This is a genomic window from Paracoccus sp. S1E-3, from assembly GCF_013868135.1.
Lineage (GTDB): Bacteria > Pseudomonadota > Alphaproteobacteria > Rhodobacterales > Rhodobacteraceae > Paracoccus.
The window spans coordinates 142,837-155,924 of sequence record NZ_JACEMU010000016.1; the positions used below are offsets into that span (position 1 = coordinate 142,837).

Sequence of the window (13,088 nt, forward strand, 5' to 3'; positions counted from 1 at the left end):
GATGCGTCCGATCATCGTCACCTGTGGCGAACCCGCCGGCATCGGCCCCGAACTGGCGCCGAAGCTGCTGGCCGCCGGTGTGCCTTTCGTCTGGCTGGGCGATCCCCGCCATTTGCCACGGGGGACCGACTGGGCCGAGGTGACGGATCTCGCCGATCTGCCGCAAGGGGCGCTGTCGGTCCTGCGCCACGACTTCGCCGCGCCCGCCACTCCCGGACAGGCAACCGCCGCCAACGCGCGCGGCGTGATCGAGGTGATCGAGCGCGCCGTCGCCCTGACCATGGCCGGTGAGGCCGCCGGCATCTGCACCCTGCCAATTCACAAGAAGGCGCTGAAGGATGGGGCGGGCTTTCCCTTCCCCGGCCATACCGAATTCCTCGCCCATCTGGCGGGCGATGTCCCGGTGGCGATGATGCTCGCCTCGACCACGGTGCAGCCGCCCTGCCGCGTCGTTCCCGCGACCATTCATATCGCCCTGGCCGAGGTGCCCGCCGCGCTGACCCCCGCCGCACTGGAAAGCGCGATCCGCATCACCCATGCGGCGATGATCCGCGATTTCGGCCTTGCTGCGCCCCGTCTGGCCGTGGCGGGGCTGAACCCCCATGCCGGCGAAGGCGGCGCCATGGGGCACGAGGAACGCGACTGGCTCGCCCCGCTGATCCAGCGCCTGCGCGGCGAAGGCATGGATCTGGTCGGACCGCTGCCCGCCGATACCATGTTCCACGCGCCGGCCCGCGCCCGGTGGGACGCGGCCATCTGCGCCTATCACGATCAGGCGCTGATCCCGATCAAGACGCTGGATTTCGCCGGCGGGGTGAATGTGACGCTGGGCCTGCCCTTCGTGCGCACCTCGCCCGACCACGGCACCGCCTTCGACATTGCTGGTCAGGGCCGCGCCGATGCGGCAAGCGCAATCGCCGCGCTGCGCATGGCTGGGGACATGGCGCGGAGCCGGGGCACCGCATGAGCACGATCGACGGCCTGCCGCCGCTGCGCGAGGTGATCGCCGCCCATGATCTGCGGGCGAAGAAGCAGCTGGGCCAGAACTTTCTGCTGGACCTGAACCTGACCACAAAGATCGCCCGACAGGCGGGCGATCTGTCCGGCACCGATGTGCTGGAAATCGGCCCCGGCCCCGGTGGCCTGACCCGTGGCCTGCTGGCCGAGGGCGCGCGCCATGTCCTCGCCATCGAAAAGGACGAACGCGCGCTGCCGGCCCTCGCCGAAATCGCCGCCGCCTATCCGGGGCGGCTGACGGTGATCCATGGCGATGCCTTGCAGGTCGACCCGCTGGCGCATCTGACGCCGCCGATTCGCATCGCCGCCAACCTGCCCTATAATGTCGGGACCGAGTTGCTGGTCCGCTGGCTGACGCCACCCGAATGGCCGCCCTTCTGGCAGTCGCTGACGCTGATGTTCCAGAAGGAAGTGGCCGAACGCATCGTCGCCAGGCCCGGCAGCAAGGCCTATGGCCGGCTGGCGTTGCTGGCGCAATGGCGCACCGACGCGCGTGTGGTCATGCAGCTGCCGCCCGAGGCCTTCGTGCCGCCGCCGAAGATCCATTCCGCCGTGGTCCACCTGACCGCCCTGCCCAAGCCGCGCTTTCCCGCCGATCCGGCCATGCTGTCGCGCGTGACCGCCGCCGCCTTCAACCAGCGCCGCAAGATGCTGCGCAGCTCGCTGAAGGGTCTGTATCCGCAGATCGAGGCGATGCTGGAGCAGGTCGGCATCCCCCCGACCGCCCGCGCCGAGGAGATCGGGCTGGAACAGTTCTGCGCCCTTGCTCGCGCCCTGGCGGCCAGCGAACGCTGAAACCGCGCCGCGCGGGCGCAATTTTCGCGAGATATGGGCGTTTTCGTGGCCGCTCCGCGCGGGCCACTTGGGAAACCCCATGCCCGATGGAAGATTGTCAGGCCCGGCAGCGGCTCACGCCAGGACCGTGCCCGCGCAACCCGCAAGCGCAGGCCGAACTGTCCGCCGGCTCTGCTTGGCGACTGTCCCGCCGCCGCAACCCCCGTGACTACAGTCGCGCGGTGCGGCCGCCCGCAGTCGCGTTACGCGCCGCATCTTGACCGTCCCGCCGGATCGATCCGCCTGCCCGGAACAGGTCCGCCTTCCCGGCGCTTCTTTGCGGCCACGATGGCAGCGCCCCGCGCCATGCGCGATCACAGGCCCCGACGCGGCATCACCGTCCTGCCCGTCTGCGCCAAGAAATCAACCACTTGACGGTCAATGCGCGTGAAAGGAAGCGCTGCATGGCAGCAATCGTCGCGGACAAGTTTGGCAGCCCGGCGGCCCCGTGCGATCCGGCTCCGAAACCGGTCTGGACCGCGAACCTGATCCGGCGCGCGCGTGGCCAAGGTTGCACGGACCGACTTCGGCCACTGGGGACGCCCGCGCCTCGTGCCCCTCCTGCCTTGCTGCCTAGAGCCGTTGACCCGAAACAGGACGCCGCTGGTGTTAATAAACGCCCCTTGGGGCGGCGGCGCATCGATACAGGCTCGCAAGTGCTTTTTCCGGCCGAATGAAAAAGGGCCGCAGAAGCGGCCCTTTCCTATACAGTCCCTGAGTTCAGGCCTGACCGCCCGGATCGGCAGCGGGGGTGCCACCCTCGGCGGTTTCGGTCGCGACGCCGGTACGGCGGCGCGGGGCGCGCGGGGTGGCGTTGGCACGCGGCGCGCCTTCGCCACGCGGCGCGCGGGGCGCGCGCTTGGGCCGCTGCTGGTTCTCCGGCGTCTCGACCGGGCCATCATTGTCGCCAATCGCGTCGGGCAGACCGCCTGCGGCCGCCGGGGCGGACACCGAGTCGAAACTCGCGTCAGGCGCAGGCGCAACGTCGTTGCGCGGCTCGGGGCGGGTATCGACACGCGGTTCGCGGCGGCGGTCGCGCGCGTCGCTCTCGTCACGGTCGGGGCGCTCGGCACGGTCGGGACGCTCGGCACGGTCGTCGCGGCGCTGATTGCGGTCTTCGCGCAGCTCGCGCGGCTGCTGCTCGCGGGTCGGCTCCTCACCCTCGTCCCGGTCGTCGCGGTCATCATCGCCGCGATTGCCGAAGCCCTGCTGGTTGTTCTGCTGCTGTTGGCGTTCGGCCTGTTCGCGCTGCGCCTCGCCCAGCATGCGGGTGTAATGTTCCGCATGCTGCAGGAAGGCCTGCTCGGCCACGCGGTCATTCGACAGCTGGGCGTCGCGCGCCAGCGCCAGATATTTCTCGATGATCTGCTGAGGGGTGCCGCGCACCTTGCCCTCAGGACCCGAAGAATCAAACACACGATTGACGATATTGCCGAGCGAACGCTGACGGTTCGACTTCGAACGCGAACGGGATTTCGATGATCTCATTTGCCTGACTTTATCCAGTCGTCTGGAATTGCATCCCGCCACCGACGATTTGCGCGAAGCCCCTTCAGCGCGGTTCCCCGCATCCAGAGTTTGGCGATGTCGTGGCTGGTTCATGCGGTGGACCTTGTCCCCCGTCACTTGCTTTGAATAACCACGGCTACTCGTCATATACAAGGGAAAAATTGCGAATCCGTTGACGGAACCGACGCCTTCGGCGGATTTTCGTCGTTTTCAGGCCAAGCTGGCCGGGAAAAGCGCCCGCACCACCCGGTCGCGCCCGTCCAGATCGGGCAGCACCGCGACCTCGGCCCCTGCATCGGCGAAAATTGCCGCCACGTCGCGACCCTGTTGCCAGCCGATTTCGACCAGCACATGCCCGCCCGGCACCAGATGCGTGCGCGCCCCCGCAGCGATGGCACGGTAAGCCGACAGTCCGTCGCCGAAATCGGTCAGCGCCGAATGCGGCTCCCATTCGCGGACCTCGGGCGACAGGTCGGGCATTTCCGACTGCGCGATATAGGGCGGGTTCGAGACGATCAGATCGAAGCGCCCGGCGACGCCCTGAAACCAGTCGGCGCGCTGAAATGCCGCATCCACGCCGATCCGCGCCGCATTGTCGCGGGCCACATCCAGCGCCGATTCCGACAGATCGGTGCCGAGGCCGCGCGCCCCCGACCGCTCGGCCAGAAGCGAGATCAGGATCGCCCCGGTTCCGGTGCCCAGGTCCAGCACGCTGCGCCAGGGCAGCTTCAGCGCCGCCTCGATCAGGGACTCGGTTTCGGGGCGCGGGTCCAGCGTGTCGCGGGTGACGCGGAAATCATGCTTCCAGAACGCCCGGCGGCCGATGATCTGGCTGAGCGGCTGACGCGCCGCCCGCGCCGCCAGCATCCCGTCCAGCCGGGCCAGTTGATCTGCCGGCACCGGCGCCGACAGCATGATATGGTGGCGGGCATTGCTGCCCAGCAGCGCCGAAATCAGCGCCCATGCCTCGCGGCGCGGATCGTCCAGCCCGGCCCCGGCCAGCCGGGTCGAGGCACCCGCCAGCCAATCGCCCCATGTCATTCCTGCGCCGCCAGCTTCTCGGCCTGATCATGGGCGATCAGCGCGTCGATGATCTCGGTCAGTTCACCGGCCATGATCCGGTCGAGCGCGTAAAGCGTCAGGTTGATGCGGTGGTCGGTCATGCGCCCCTGCGGGAAATTATAGGTGCGGATGCGCTCGGACCGGTCGCCGCTGCCAACCTGGCTTTTGCGGTCGGCCGCGCGTTCCGAGGCCGCGCGCTCGCGCTCCATGTCGTAGAGCCGGGCGCGCAGGACGGCCATGGCGTTGGCGCGGTTCTGGTGCTGCGACTTTTCCGAACTGGTGACGATGATCCCGGTCGGCAGGTGGGTGATGCGCACCGCCGAGTCGGTGGTGTTGACATGCTGCCCGCCCGCGCCCGAGGAGCGGTAGGTATCAATGCGGATATCGCCGGCAGGGATGTCGATATCAACCTCCTCGGCTTCGGGCAGCACCGCCACGGTCGCAGCCGAGGTATGGATGCGGCCGCCCGATTCGGTTTCCGGCACCCGCTGCACGCGGTGGACGCCGGATTCGTATTTCAGCCGGGCGAAAACGCCTTCGCCCTCGATCCGGACCGAGGCTTCCTTGATCCCGCCGAGTTCGGTTTCCGCCAGTTCCAGCATCTGGAAATTCCAGCCCTGCGCTTCGGCATAGCGGCGATACATCGACAGAAGGTCGCCTGCGAACAGCGCCGCTTCCTCGCCGCCGGTGCCGGGACGGATCTCGATGATGGCGGGGCGGCCATCGGCAGCGTCCTTGGGCAGCAGCGCGATGCGCAGCGCCTGCTCCAGCTCGGGCAACGCGTTTTTCAACCGCTGGACCTCGTCCTCGGCCAATTCGCGCATGTCGGGATCGGCGAGCATCAGTTGCGCCTCGGCCAGACCCTCGCGGGCGGCGCGCCACGCCGCGATTTCGGCGACGATGGGGCGCAGTTCGGCATATTCTCGGCTGATTGCCGCGATTTCATCTGCCGAAGGGCCGGCATTCAGCTTGGCTTCGAGAAACTCGAAACGCTGGGTGATCTGGGCAAGGCGGTCTTCTGGAAGCATGGGTCGGGATTAGCGCCGCCGGGTCCAGCCGTAAAGGCAGATCAGTTCAGTCGCCACATGGGCGCCGGCGATCGCGGTGGCCCCGGTGGTGTCGTAGGGGGGCGAGACCTCGACCACGTCGCCGCCCAGCAGGTTGACACCCGCAAGCCCCCGCAGCAGCGCCGCCGCCTGCCAGCTGGCCAGTCCGCCCCAGACGGGTGTGCCGGTGCCGGGTGCGAAGGCCGGGTCCAGCGCATCGATATCGAAGGTGATATAGACCGGGCGGTCGCCGACCACGGCGCGGATGCGGGCCAGCGTTGCCTCGGTCCCGTCCTGATGGACCGAGGGCGCGTCGAGGATGGTGACGCCCTGGCTGTCGGGGTTTTCGGTGCGGATGCCGACGCTGACCGAGGCCGAGGCGTCCACCACTCCCTCACGAATGGCCTTGTACAGGAAGGTGCCGTGGTCGATGCGGTCGGGATCGTCATCGATCCAGGTATCGGAATGGGCATCGAACTGGATCAGCGCCACCGGCCCGTGGCGTTTCGCATAGGCGCGCAGGATCGGCAGGGTGATGAAGTGATCGCCCCCCAGTGTGACCGTGCCCACCCCCTGATCCAGAAGGCCGCCGATATGGGCCTCGATCCGGCCGGGCACCTCGCGGGTGTTGGCATAATCGAAGGCCATGTCGCCGGCATCCGCGATGGCCAACTCGGCCAGCGGATCATAGCCCCAGCCGTAAGGCGGATCGTAAGGTTGCAGGGTCGAGGCCTCGCGGATCGCACGCGGCCCGAAGCGGGTGCCGGGGCGATGCGTCACTGCCTGATCGAAAGGGATGCCGGTGACGGCCAGATCGAACCCCGCGAGATCCTTGGTATAGCGCCTGCGCAGGAACGAGGTCGCGCCGCCAAAGGCGTTCTCAAAGCTGAGGCCGCGTGGATCGGCCCGCGTAAAAGCCTGATCGACCTGAGTCTTCGCGTCCTCCAGTGCCATCGCCATCTCCCATCCCTCGGGCCGTGACCATCCGACAAGTCGGGGGTTGGCACAATCCTGCGTGATCGCCGTTGGACCCTGCGGGCGCCCGGCCTGCGTCAATATATTCGCGCGATCATACTTCAGGAAAGCCCACACCGAGACCCGTCATCGTGCCTCCCCCAATATTGCGCCGCAATCCGGCCTGTCGGTCCGCAATTCCGGCAGCCCGCGCAAGGGGCGCGCAATCCCCCTACGGGATCGTGCGCGGGAAAGTGCCGTATTTGCCCCCAATGGCTTCTGTCCCAGATGACCTTCTGGGCCAGCCGTCACGATTCTCCCATCGGGGCGCGGCCGACCGCGATCAGGCATGGCCGGCGGATGGGACCGAGCGAGGCGCCCGGCGGGCGGAAGCCAGCCATCAATCTCGTGCCGTTCCGGCATGGTCGCGCGTAGATCAGGTCAGGCAGGCCACGGATCCCATTCAGGGCGCGGTCGGGCGAAAAACCGTGCCCGAACAGCCGCCAGCAATGCTGAAATTGATGCCGGCCCATGGCTACCCTCCGGGCCGCCTGCCCCAACCGGCCCGATCGCCTCCGGCGGCTTCGCCCATGCGATTGCGCCGATCAGGGCGAGGCAGATCCCCCCGGATGCACTCTCGGATCCGCGCCGTGGCGGGCGACCACGCCGGATGTGGCCCCTTCGGCGTGGCGGAAAAGCCGAGCAACCGCCCAGCGAGTCAGGACTGCTTTTTCGCCTCGATTTCGATGTCGATCTCGACCTCGTCCTCGACTGCCGGGGAGAAGCCGCCCAGATTGAAGTCCGAGCGCTTCAGCTCGGCCTCGATGCTGAAGCCGATGGTCGGGACCTGCGTGATCGGGTCCAGACCGGCGCCGTTGAACTCCACCTCCAGCACCACCGGCCTGGTGATGCCGTTCAGCGTCAGGTCTCCGGTCACGCGGGCCTCGTCATCTCCATCGGGCTCAACGCTGGTGGACTTGAAGGTGACCAGAGGCGCGTCCCCGGTCACGTTGAAGAAATCCGGGCCCATCACAAGCTTGTCCAATCCGGCATCGAGGGTCTGCAGCGCCGATAACGGAAAGGACGCCTCGACGCTGGATTTCGCGGGATCGGCCGGGTCCAGCGTGATCGTGCCCTCGATCCCGTTCACGAAGCCGCGCGAGGTCGAAAATCCCATATGATCATAGGTGAAAACCGCCTGACTGTGGGCGGGATCAAAGGCATAGGCGCCGGCATCGGGCGTGGTGGTCTTCGATGCGGGGATGGGCATCGGGGCAGGGGTTTGGGCGGACGCCGCTGAAGGCGCCGCATCGGCAGCGGCAGGAGCCTGGGCGGGCGCCTCGGCGACCGGAGCCGGGGCGGCGTCCTGGGCAGCCAGCGGTGGGGCCATGACCAGTGCCAGCAGCGAGGCGGCGCCGAGCATGGTCTTGTCAAACGGCTGGAACATCAGATCCCTCCTGCAATATCGCCGAGGCAACGTTGGCGCGGTGGCGCGGTTCCGGCCCTGACGCGGCTGTGATGGCCCCGTGTAAAGACGCCGAATCGCCTTGCATTGCCGGATTTCGCCGCTATAAAGCCGCATCCTTCCGCAATTTGCGAAACTGGCGCAGCCTCTCGTGGCGGGGCGCGGAGGGCTATCCCGCCGTTGAAGCCGCCTGAAACTGAAAGGTCTGACATGCCGCTTTACGAGCATGTGCTGATCGCCCGCCAGGACCTGTCGAACACGCAGGCCGAAGGGCTGATCGAACATTTCTCCACCGTGCTGGCCGATAATGGCGGCAAGGTGATCGACAGCGAATACTGGGGTGTCCGCACCCTCGCCTACAAGATCAACAAGAACCGCAAGGGCCATTACGCCTATCTGCGCACCGACGCGCCTTCGGCCGCCGTGCAGGAAATGGAGCGTCTGGCCCGTCTGCATGACGATGTCATGCGCGTGATGTCGATCAAGGTCGACGGCCACGAGGAAGGCCCCTCGGTCCAGATGCAGAAGCGCGAAGAGCGTGGTGAACGCGGCGAACGTGGTGAGCGTGGTGACCGCGCCGAACGTGGCGATCGCGGTGATCGTGCCGACCGTGGCGAGCGCCGTGAGCGCCGCGACCGCGACAACTGAGGAGCTTGAGACATGGCGAACAAACCGTTTTTCCGCCGTCGCAAGGTCGATCCGTTCGGTGGCGACAACGCCCCCAAGATCGACTATAAGGACACCCGCCTGCTGCAGCGCTATATCAGCGAACGCGGCAAGATCGTGCCGTCGCGGATCACCGCCGTTTCGGCCAAGAACCAGCGCAAGCTGGCACAGGCCATCAAGCGTGCGCGCTTCCTGGCACTGCTGCCCTATGTCGTGAAGTAAGGGGAAGACCGATGCAAGTCATCCTGCTGGAACGCGTCGCCAAACTGGGCGCCATGGGCGAAGTCGTGAAGGTCAAGGAAGGTTACGCCCGTAACTTCCTGCTGCCCCAAGGCAAGGCCCTGCGCGCCTCGGACGCGAACATCAAGGCATTCGAAGCGCAGAAGGCCGCGCTGGTTGCCCGCAACGACGAATCGAAAGCCGAAGCCGCGAAGCTGGCCGAAACGATCGATGGCGAAGTATTCGTCATCATCCGTTCGGCCTCCGACGCCGGCGCGCTCTATGGCTCGGTCACCCCGCGTGACGCCGCCGAAGCCGCCGAAGCCGCTGGCCACAAGATCGACCGCAAGCAGATCGTTCTGGGCGCCCCGATCAAGGATCTGGGCATGCACACCGTCGTGGTCGTGCTGCACCCGGAAGTGCAGGCGGAAATCGTGCTGAACATCGCGCGTTCGGCCGAAGAAGCCGCGCTGCAGGCCTCGGGCAAGTCGATCCAGGATCTGGCCGCGGAAGAAGATGCCGCCGCCGAATTCGAGATCGCCGAACTGTTCGACGACCTGGGTTCCGCTGCGGGCGACGACGACGAGTAATCCGCGTCCCGCCGATCCGATCGAAGGCCGCGCCGGGCAACTGGCGCGGCCTTTCCTTTTGCCGCCGCCAGCGGAAGGATGGCCGGAACGAATCCGCCCCGCGCCTCGTTTTGTTGTCGAACCGGATGCGAAAGGAACGGCCATGTCGCAATATGATGACGCCCCCCTAGATATGCCCCAGAGCCGCCGCCCGCCCGAGGCCCAGGCGGCCCCGAGGACGCGCGGCCATTCGAAGCTGGTCCTGTGGGGCGGCATCGGCCTTGCCGCAGGGGTCAGCCTGCTGGCCGCCCGTACCCTTGCCGAGGCACTGGCGGGCGATGCCGAGGACCGGCCACGCCCCAAGGGCGGACGGCGCGGAAGCCTCGCCCCCCGCTTTGCCGACATGGATGAGGACGACCGCCGCGCCCTGCGCGCCCGCGCCCGCGCCGAGGTTCTGGACTTCGAGGAACGCGCCGCAGATCTGCGCGAAGCCGCCCTGCGCGAGCGCCGCGAGAAAGAGCGCGCGGCCCGCGCCCGCCACCGTAAGCGGGCGCGGCGCAGCATGATGAGCGACATCGGCTCCAGCGCGGTAAAGCTGGCGACCGGCATCACCACGCTGATCGCGGCGGCCAATGCGGCGATGGACGGGCTTCAGCAGGTTTCGGGCCGCACCGGCGGGATCATGCAGGACCTCTCGGACACCGCCGACAAGCTGCGCGGCTTCTTCGATGGCGGCAGACCCGCGCCAGCCACCCCGCCCGCACCGCCCGCGCAGCAAGCCACGGCCGATGCAGCGCCCGCACCCGAGCCGGGCCGCGACCGCACCCATCGCCTGTGACGCTGGACGCAGCCCTGCGCCTGGACCTGCAGAAGCGGGGCGGCCATAAATACGACCACGGCCATCTGCTGGTGATTGCGGGCGCCCCCGGACAGGGCGGCGCGGCCCGTCTGGCCGCGCGTGCGGGGTTGCGGATCGGCGCAGGGCTGGTAACGCTCGCGCCCCCCGCCAGCGCGATGGCGGAACATGCAGGCAGGCCCGATGCGTTGATGCGCAGCCCGGTGGACGGCGCCCCGGATCTGCGCGCCGCCCTGTCTGCGCGCCGCATCGCGGCCATCGCCATCGGCCCCGGCTGCGGCGTGGATCGCGCAACGGCGCTGCTGCCGGCTGTGCTGGACAGCGCCTTGCCCTGCCTGCTGGATGCCGACGCGCTGACCGCGCTGGCGGCCGCCCGGCTGCCCCTGCGGGCCAATATCGTCCTGACCCCGCACCGGGGCGAATTCGCTCGGCTGTTTCCCGACTTCGCCGCGCTGCCGGACCGGCAGGCCGCAGTTCAGGCCGCCCGCCGCATGGGCGCGGTGGTGCTGCTGAAGGGGCCAGAGACCGCGATTGCCGACCCGGATGGCACATTGCGGATTCATGACGGGCGCGACGCGCCCTGGCTCGCGACAGCCGGGTCGGGTGACGTGCTGTCGGGGCTGATCGCGGGGCTGCTGGCGCGGGGAATCGCACCTCTTGATGCGGCATGGGCGGCCGCCCATATCCACGCGGCGGCGGCGCGCCGCTTCGGGCCGGGCCTGATTGCCGATGATCTGGTCGAGCAGATCCCGGCGATTCTGCGCGAAACGGCTTGATTTTTCCCCTCGCGCCTTGCCCCGCGCTTTGCTAAGACGGCGCGGATTTCTGTGGCGGGCCATTGTGTCCGCCGTGTGACATTGCGGGTGTGGCGAAATTGGTAGACGCACCAGATTTAGGTTCTGGCGCCGCAAGGCGTGGGGGTTCAAGTCCCTCCACCCGCACCATGACGACGTGAAGGATAGGACATGCAGGTCAAAGAGACCCAGAACGAAGGCCTCAAGCGCGGCTACCAGATGACGCTCCCCGCCGCCGACCTGGCGGCGATGGTCGATCAGAAGCTGAAAGAAGCTCAGCCCGAAGTCGAAATGAAGGGCTTCCGCAAGGGCAAAGTCCCGATGGCGATGCTGAAAAAGCAGTTCGGCCCGCGTGTTCTGGGCGATGCCATGCAGGATTCGGTCGACGGCGCGCTGCGCAAGCATCTGGACGAATCCGGCGACCGCCCGGCCGTCCAGCCCAAGGTCGAAATGCAGGATGGCGAGAACTGGAAGGAAGGCGATGACGTGGTCGTCAACGTCACCTACGAAGTCCTGCCCGCGATCCCGGAAGTCGACCTGTCCAAGCTGAAGCTGGAGCGTCTGGTTGTGAAGGCCGAGGATGCCGCCGTGACCGAGGCGCTGGAGAACCTGGCCAAGAACGCCAAGTCCTACGAGGACAAGAAGAAGGGCTCGAAAGCCGCGAAGGACGATCAGATCGTGATCGACTTCAAGGGTTCGGTCGATGGCGAGCTGTTCGAAGGCGGCTCGGCCGAGGATTACCCGCTGGTGCTCGGCTCGGGCAGCTTCATCCCCGGCTTCGAGGATCAGCTGACCGGCGCCAAGGCTGGCGACGAGGTCGAGGTGAAGGTGCAGTTCCCGGCCGATTACGGCCATGCCGCGCTGGCGGGCAAGGACGCCGTCTTCGCCACCACCGTGAAGGCGGTGAAGAAGCCCGTCGATGCCAAGCTGGATGACGAGCTGGCCAAGCGTTTCGGCGCCGAATCGCTGGACAAGCTGAAGGAAAACATCGCCGAGCGTCTGGAGGCCGAATACAAGGGCGCCAGCCGCGCGGTGATGAAGCGCGCCGTGCTGGACCAGCTGGACGGTCAGGTCAATTTCGACCTGCCGGAAGTGCTGGTCGAGGCCGAGGCCGCCCAGATCGCCCACCAGCTGTATCACGAGGAGCACCCGGACGATCACGGCCACCACCATGGCGAGATCGAGCCGACCGAGGAGCACAAGAAGTTGGCCGAGCGCCGCGTGCGTCTGGGTCTGCTGCTGGCCGAAATCGGCCAGAAGGCCGACGTGAAGGTCTCGGATCAGGAATTCACCCAGGCGGTGATGATGCAGGCCCGTCAATATCCGGGCCAGGAACGCGCCTTCTTCGAGTTCATCCAGCAGAACCCGCAGGCCCAGCAGCAGCTGCGCGCGCCGATCTTCGAAGACAAGGTCATCGACCACATCGCCGAGCAGGCGAAGGTCGCCGACAAGACCGTCTCCAAGGAAGACCTGGAAAAGGCCGTCGAAGCCCTGGACGAGTTGTGATTTCGGATCACTTGCCAAGATGATGAAAAGCCGCGACCCTCCGGGCGCGGCTTTTTTCATCGGAGATCCCGTATGACCCCCACCGAAATCGTGCGCGGCTTCTGGGATGCCATGCGCGAGAACGACTTCACCGCCGCCGCCGACCGCTGGCTGGCACCGGATTATCTGGGCCTGTGGCCACAAACTGGCGAAGTCATGCGCGGCCCTGATGCCTTTGCCCGCGTCAACAATGCCTTTCCCGGCCAGGGCGACTGGCGGTTCGAGGAGATATCCTTGCTGGCGGATGGCGCCCGTGTGGTGACCGACATGCGCATCACCAATGCGCCGCTGGAAATCGCTGTTCGCTGCCTGAGCTTCCACGAGATCGACGGGCGCCACATCCTGCGCCAGACCGAGTTCTGGCCCGATTCCTATCCGGTGCCGGACTGGCGGCGGGGTCTGCTGGAGGTGGACCCGGCGATCTCCAAATGGTAGTTCTGCATAATTTTTAAGCGTTATGACTACATTTAAGGCAATTTTTCCAGAATCCTCCGTTCAAACGCCCGAATATTACGCGCCCGGCGTGGACGCTTCCGGCCAAACCCGGCAATC

14 protein-coding genes and 1 tRNA gene are annotated in these 13,088 nt (G+C 67.1%); 10 read left to right on the top strand and 5 right to left on the bottom strand.

Translation table 11 applies throughout. From position 1 onward, the window contains the following. The first annotated feature begins 1 nt into the window (after nucleotide 1). Nucleotides 2-967: a 4-hydroxythreonine-4-phosphate dehydrogenase PdxA gene (gene pdxA / locus H1S04_RS15190; protein WP_181746374.1), complete on the top strand. Its 966-nt coding sequence runs from the start codon at nucleotides 2-4 to the stop codon at nucleotides 965-967. Beyond that, entirely contained in the window at nucleotides 964-1,812 is an 849-nt protein-coding gene (rsmA, locus tag H1S04_RS15195; RefSeq protein ID WP_181746375.1) for a 16S rRNA (adenine(1518)-N(6)/adenine(1519)-N(6))-dimethyltransferase RsmA, read from the top strand. Before pdxA ends, rsmA begins: the two co-directional genes overlap by 4 nt. 759 nt (nucleotides 1,813-2,571) lie before the next feature. On the opposite strand, the gene H1S04_RS15200 is transcribed toward rsmA, so the two are convergent. From H1S04_RS15200 to H1S04_RS15220, 5 genes are all read right to left on the bottom strand, one after another. After that, on the bottom strand, nucleotides 2,572-3,339 hold the full coding sequence (locus tag H1S04_RS15200) for a DUF4167 domain-containing protein (RefSeq protein WP_181746376.1): 768 nt from the start codon (nucleotides 3,337-3,339) through the stop codon (nucleotides 2,572-2,574). Between the two features lie 231 nt (nucleotides 3,340-3,570). Further along, nucleotides 3,571-4,401, bottom strand: a complete 831-nt coding sequence (prmC, locus tag H1S04_RS15205; protein ID WP_181746377.1) for a peptide chain release factor N(5)-glutamine methyltransferase — start codon at nucleotides 4,399-4,401, stop codon at nucleotides 3,571-3,573. Beyond that, a complete protein-coding gene (gene prfA / locus H1S04_RS15210; protein WP_181746378.1) occupies nucleotides 4,398-5,450 on the bottom strand; it encodes a peptide chain release factor 1 in 1,053 nt (350 codons plus the stop codon). The genes prmC and prfA overlap by 4 nt, the downstream gene beginning before the upstream one ends. A gap of 9 nt (nucleotides 5,451-5,459) precedes the next feature. After that, the gene (speB, locus tag H1S04_RS15215; protein WP_181746718.1) at nucleotides 5,460-6,422 is read right to left on the bottom strand and encodes an agmatinase; all 963 of its coding nucleotides are present in this window, start codon (nucleotides 6,420-6,422) and stop codon (nucleotides 5,460-5,462) included. Between the two features lie 718 nt (nucleotides 6,423-7,140). Continuing rightward, complete coding sequence (locus tag H1S04_RS15220) at nucleotides 7,141-7,869, bottom strand: YceI family protein (RefSeq protein WP_255435642.1); 729 nt, start codon at nucleotides 7,867-7,869, stop codon at nucleotides 7,141-7,143. Nucleotides 7,870-8,097: 228 nt separating this feature from the next. On the opposite strand from H1S04_RS15220, the gene rpsF reads away from it, so the two are divergent. The 8 genes from rpsF (at nucleotide 8,098) to H1S04_RS15260 (ending at nucleotide 12,971) form a co-directional block, all read left to right on the top strand. Continuing rightward, nucleotides 8,098-8,535, top strand: a complete 438-nt coding sequence (gene rpsF, locus H1S04_RS15225; RefSeq protein ID WP_181746379.1) for a 30S ribosomal protein S6 — start codon at nucleotides 8,098-8,100, stop codon at nucleotides 8,533-8,535. Nucleotides 8,536-8,547: 12 nt separating this feature from the next. Continuing rightward, entirely contained in the window at nucleotides 8,548-8,775 is a 228-nt protein-coding gene (gene rpsR, locus H1S04_RS15230; protein WP_090520233.1) for a 30S ribosomal protein S18, read from the top strand. Between the two features lie 11 nt (nucleotides 8,776-8,786). After that, nucleotides 8,787-9,362 carry a 50S ribosomal protein L9 gene (rplI, locus tag H1S04_RS15235; protein ID WP_181746380.1) on the top strand — a complete coding sequence of 192 codons (576 nt, stop codon included), beginning with the start codon at nucleotides 8,787-8,789 and terminating at the stop codon, nucleotides 9,360-9,362. 142 nt (nucleotides 9,363-9,504) lie between these two features. Continuing rightward, complete coding sequence (locus H1S04_RS15240; RefSeq protein WP_181746381.1) at nucleotides 9,505-10,179, top strand: hypothetical protein; 675 nt, start codon at nucleotides 9,505-9,507, stop codon at nucleotides 10,177-10,179. Then, complete coding sequence (locus tag H1S04_RS15245; protein WP_181746382.1) at nucleotides 10,176-10,973, top strand: NAD(P)H-hydrate dehydratase; 798 nt, start codon at nucleotides 10,176-10,178, stop codon at nucleotides 10,971-10,973. Before H1S04_RS15240 ends, H1S04_RS15245 begins: the two co-directional genes overlap by 4 nt. Nucleotides 10,974-11,056: 83 nt before the next feature. Next, a tRNA-Leu gene (locus H1S04_RS15250) sits at nucleotides 11,057-11,141 on the top strand. Between the two features lie 21 nt (nucleotides 11,142-11,162). Beyond that, entirely contained in the window at nucleotides 11,163-12,497 is a 1,335-nt protein-coding gene (gene tig, locus H1S04_RS15255; protein ID WP_181746383.1) for a trigger factor, read from the top strand. A 72-nt stretch (nucleotides 12,498-12,569) separates the two neighbouring features. Further along, nucleotides 12,570-12,971: a nuclear transport factor 2 family protein gene (locus H1S04_RS15260; protein WP_181746384.1), complete on the top strand. Its 402-nt coding sequence runs from the start codon at nucleotides 12,570-12,572 to the stop codon at nucleotides 12,969-12,971. Nucleotides 12,972-13,088: the final 117 nt, after the last annotated feature.

Coding starts and splice junctions, on each gene's coding strand:
- H1S04_RS15200 (WP_181746376.1), bottom strand. CDS start 3,339: ATGAGATCATCGAAATCCCGTTCGCGTTCGAAGTCGAACCGTCAGCGT.
- H1S04_RS15240 (WP_181746381.1), top strand. CDS start 9,505: ATGTCGCAATATGATGACGCCCCCCTAGATATGCCCCAGAGCCGCCGC.
- prfA (WP_181746378.1), bottom strand. CDS start 5,450: ATGCTTCCAGAAGACCGCCTTGCCCAGATCACCCAGCGTTTCGAGTTT.
- rpsF (WP_181746379.1), top strand. CDS start 8,098: ATGCCGCTTTACGAGCATGTGCTGATCGCCCGCCAGGACCTGTCGAAC.
- H1S04_RS15260 (WP_181746384.1), top strand. CDS start 12,570: ATGACCCCCACCGAAATCGTGCGCGGCTTCTGGGATGCCATGCGCGAG.
- rpsR (WP_090520233.1), top strand. CDS start 8,548: ATGGCGAACAAACCGTTTTTCCGCCGTCGCAAGGTCGATCCGTTCGGT.
- rplI (WP_181746380.1), top strand. CDS start 8,787: ATGCAAGTCATCCTGCTGGAACGCGTCGCCAAACTGGGCGCCATGGGC.
- rsmA (WP_181746375.1), top strand. CDS start 964: ATGAGCACGATCGACGGCCTGCCGCCGCTGCGCGAGGTGATCGCCGCC.
- prmC (WP_181746377.1), bottom strand. CDS start 4,401: ATGACATGGGGCGATTGGCTGGCGGGTGCCTCGACCCGGCTGGCCGGG.
- pdxA (WP_181746374.1), top strand. CDS start 2: ATGCGTCCGATCATCGTCACCTGTGGCGAACCCGCCGGCATCGGCCCC.
- speB (WP_181746718.1), bottom strand. CDS start 6,422: ATGGCACTGGAGGACGCGAAGACTCAGGTCGATCAGGCTTTTACGCGG.
- H1S04_RS15220 (WP_255435642.1), bottom strand. CDS start 7,869: ATGTTCCAGCCGTTTGACAAGACCATGCTCGGCGCCGCCTCGCTGCTG.
- tig (WP_181746383.1), top strand. CDS start 11,163: ATGCAGGTCAAAGAGACCCAGAACGAAGGCCTCAAGCGCGGCTACCAG.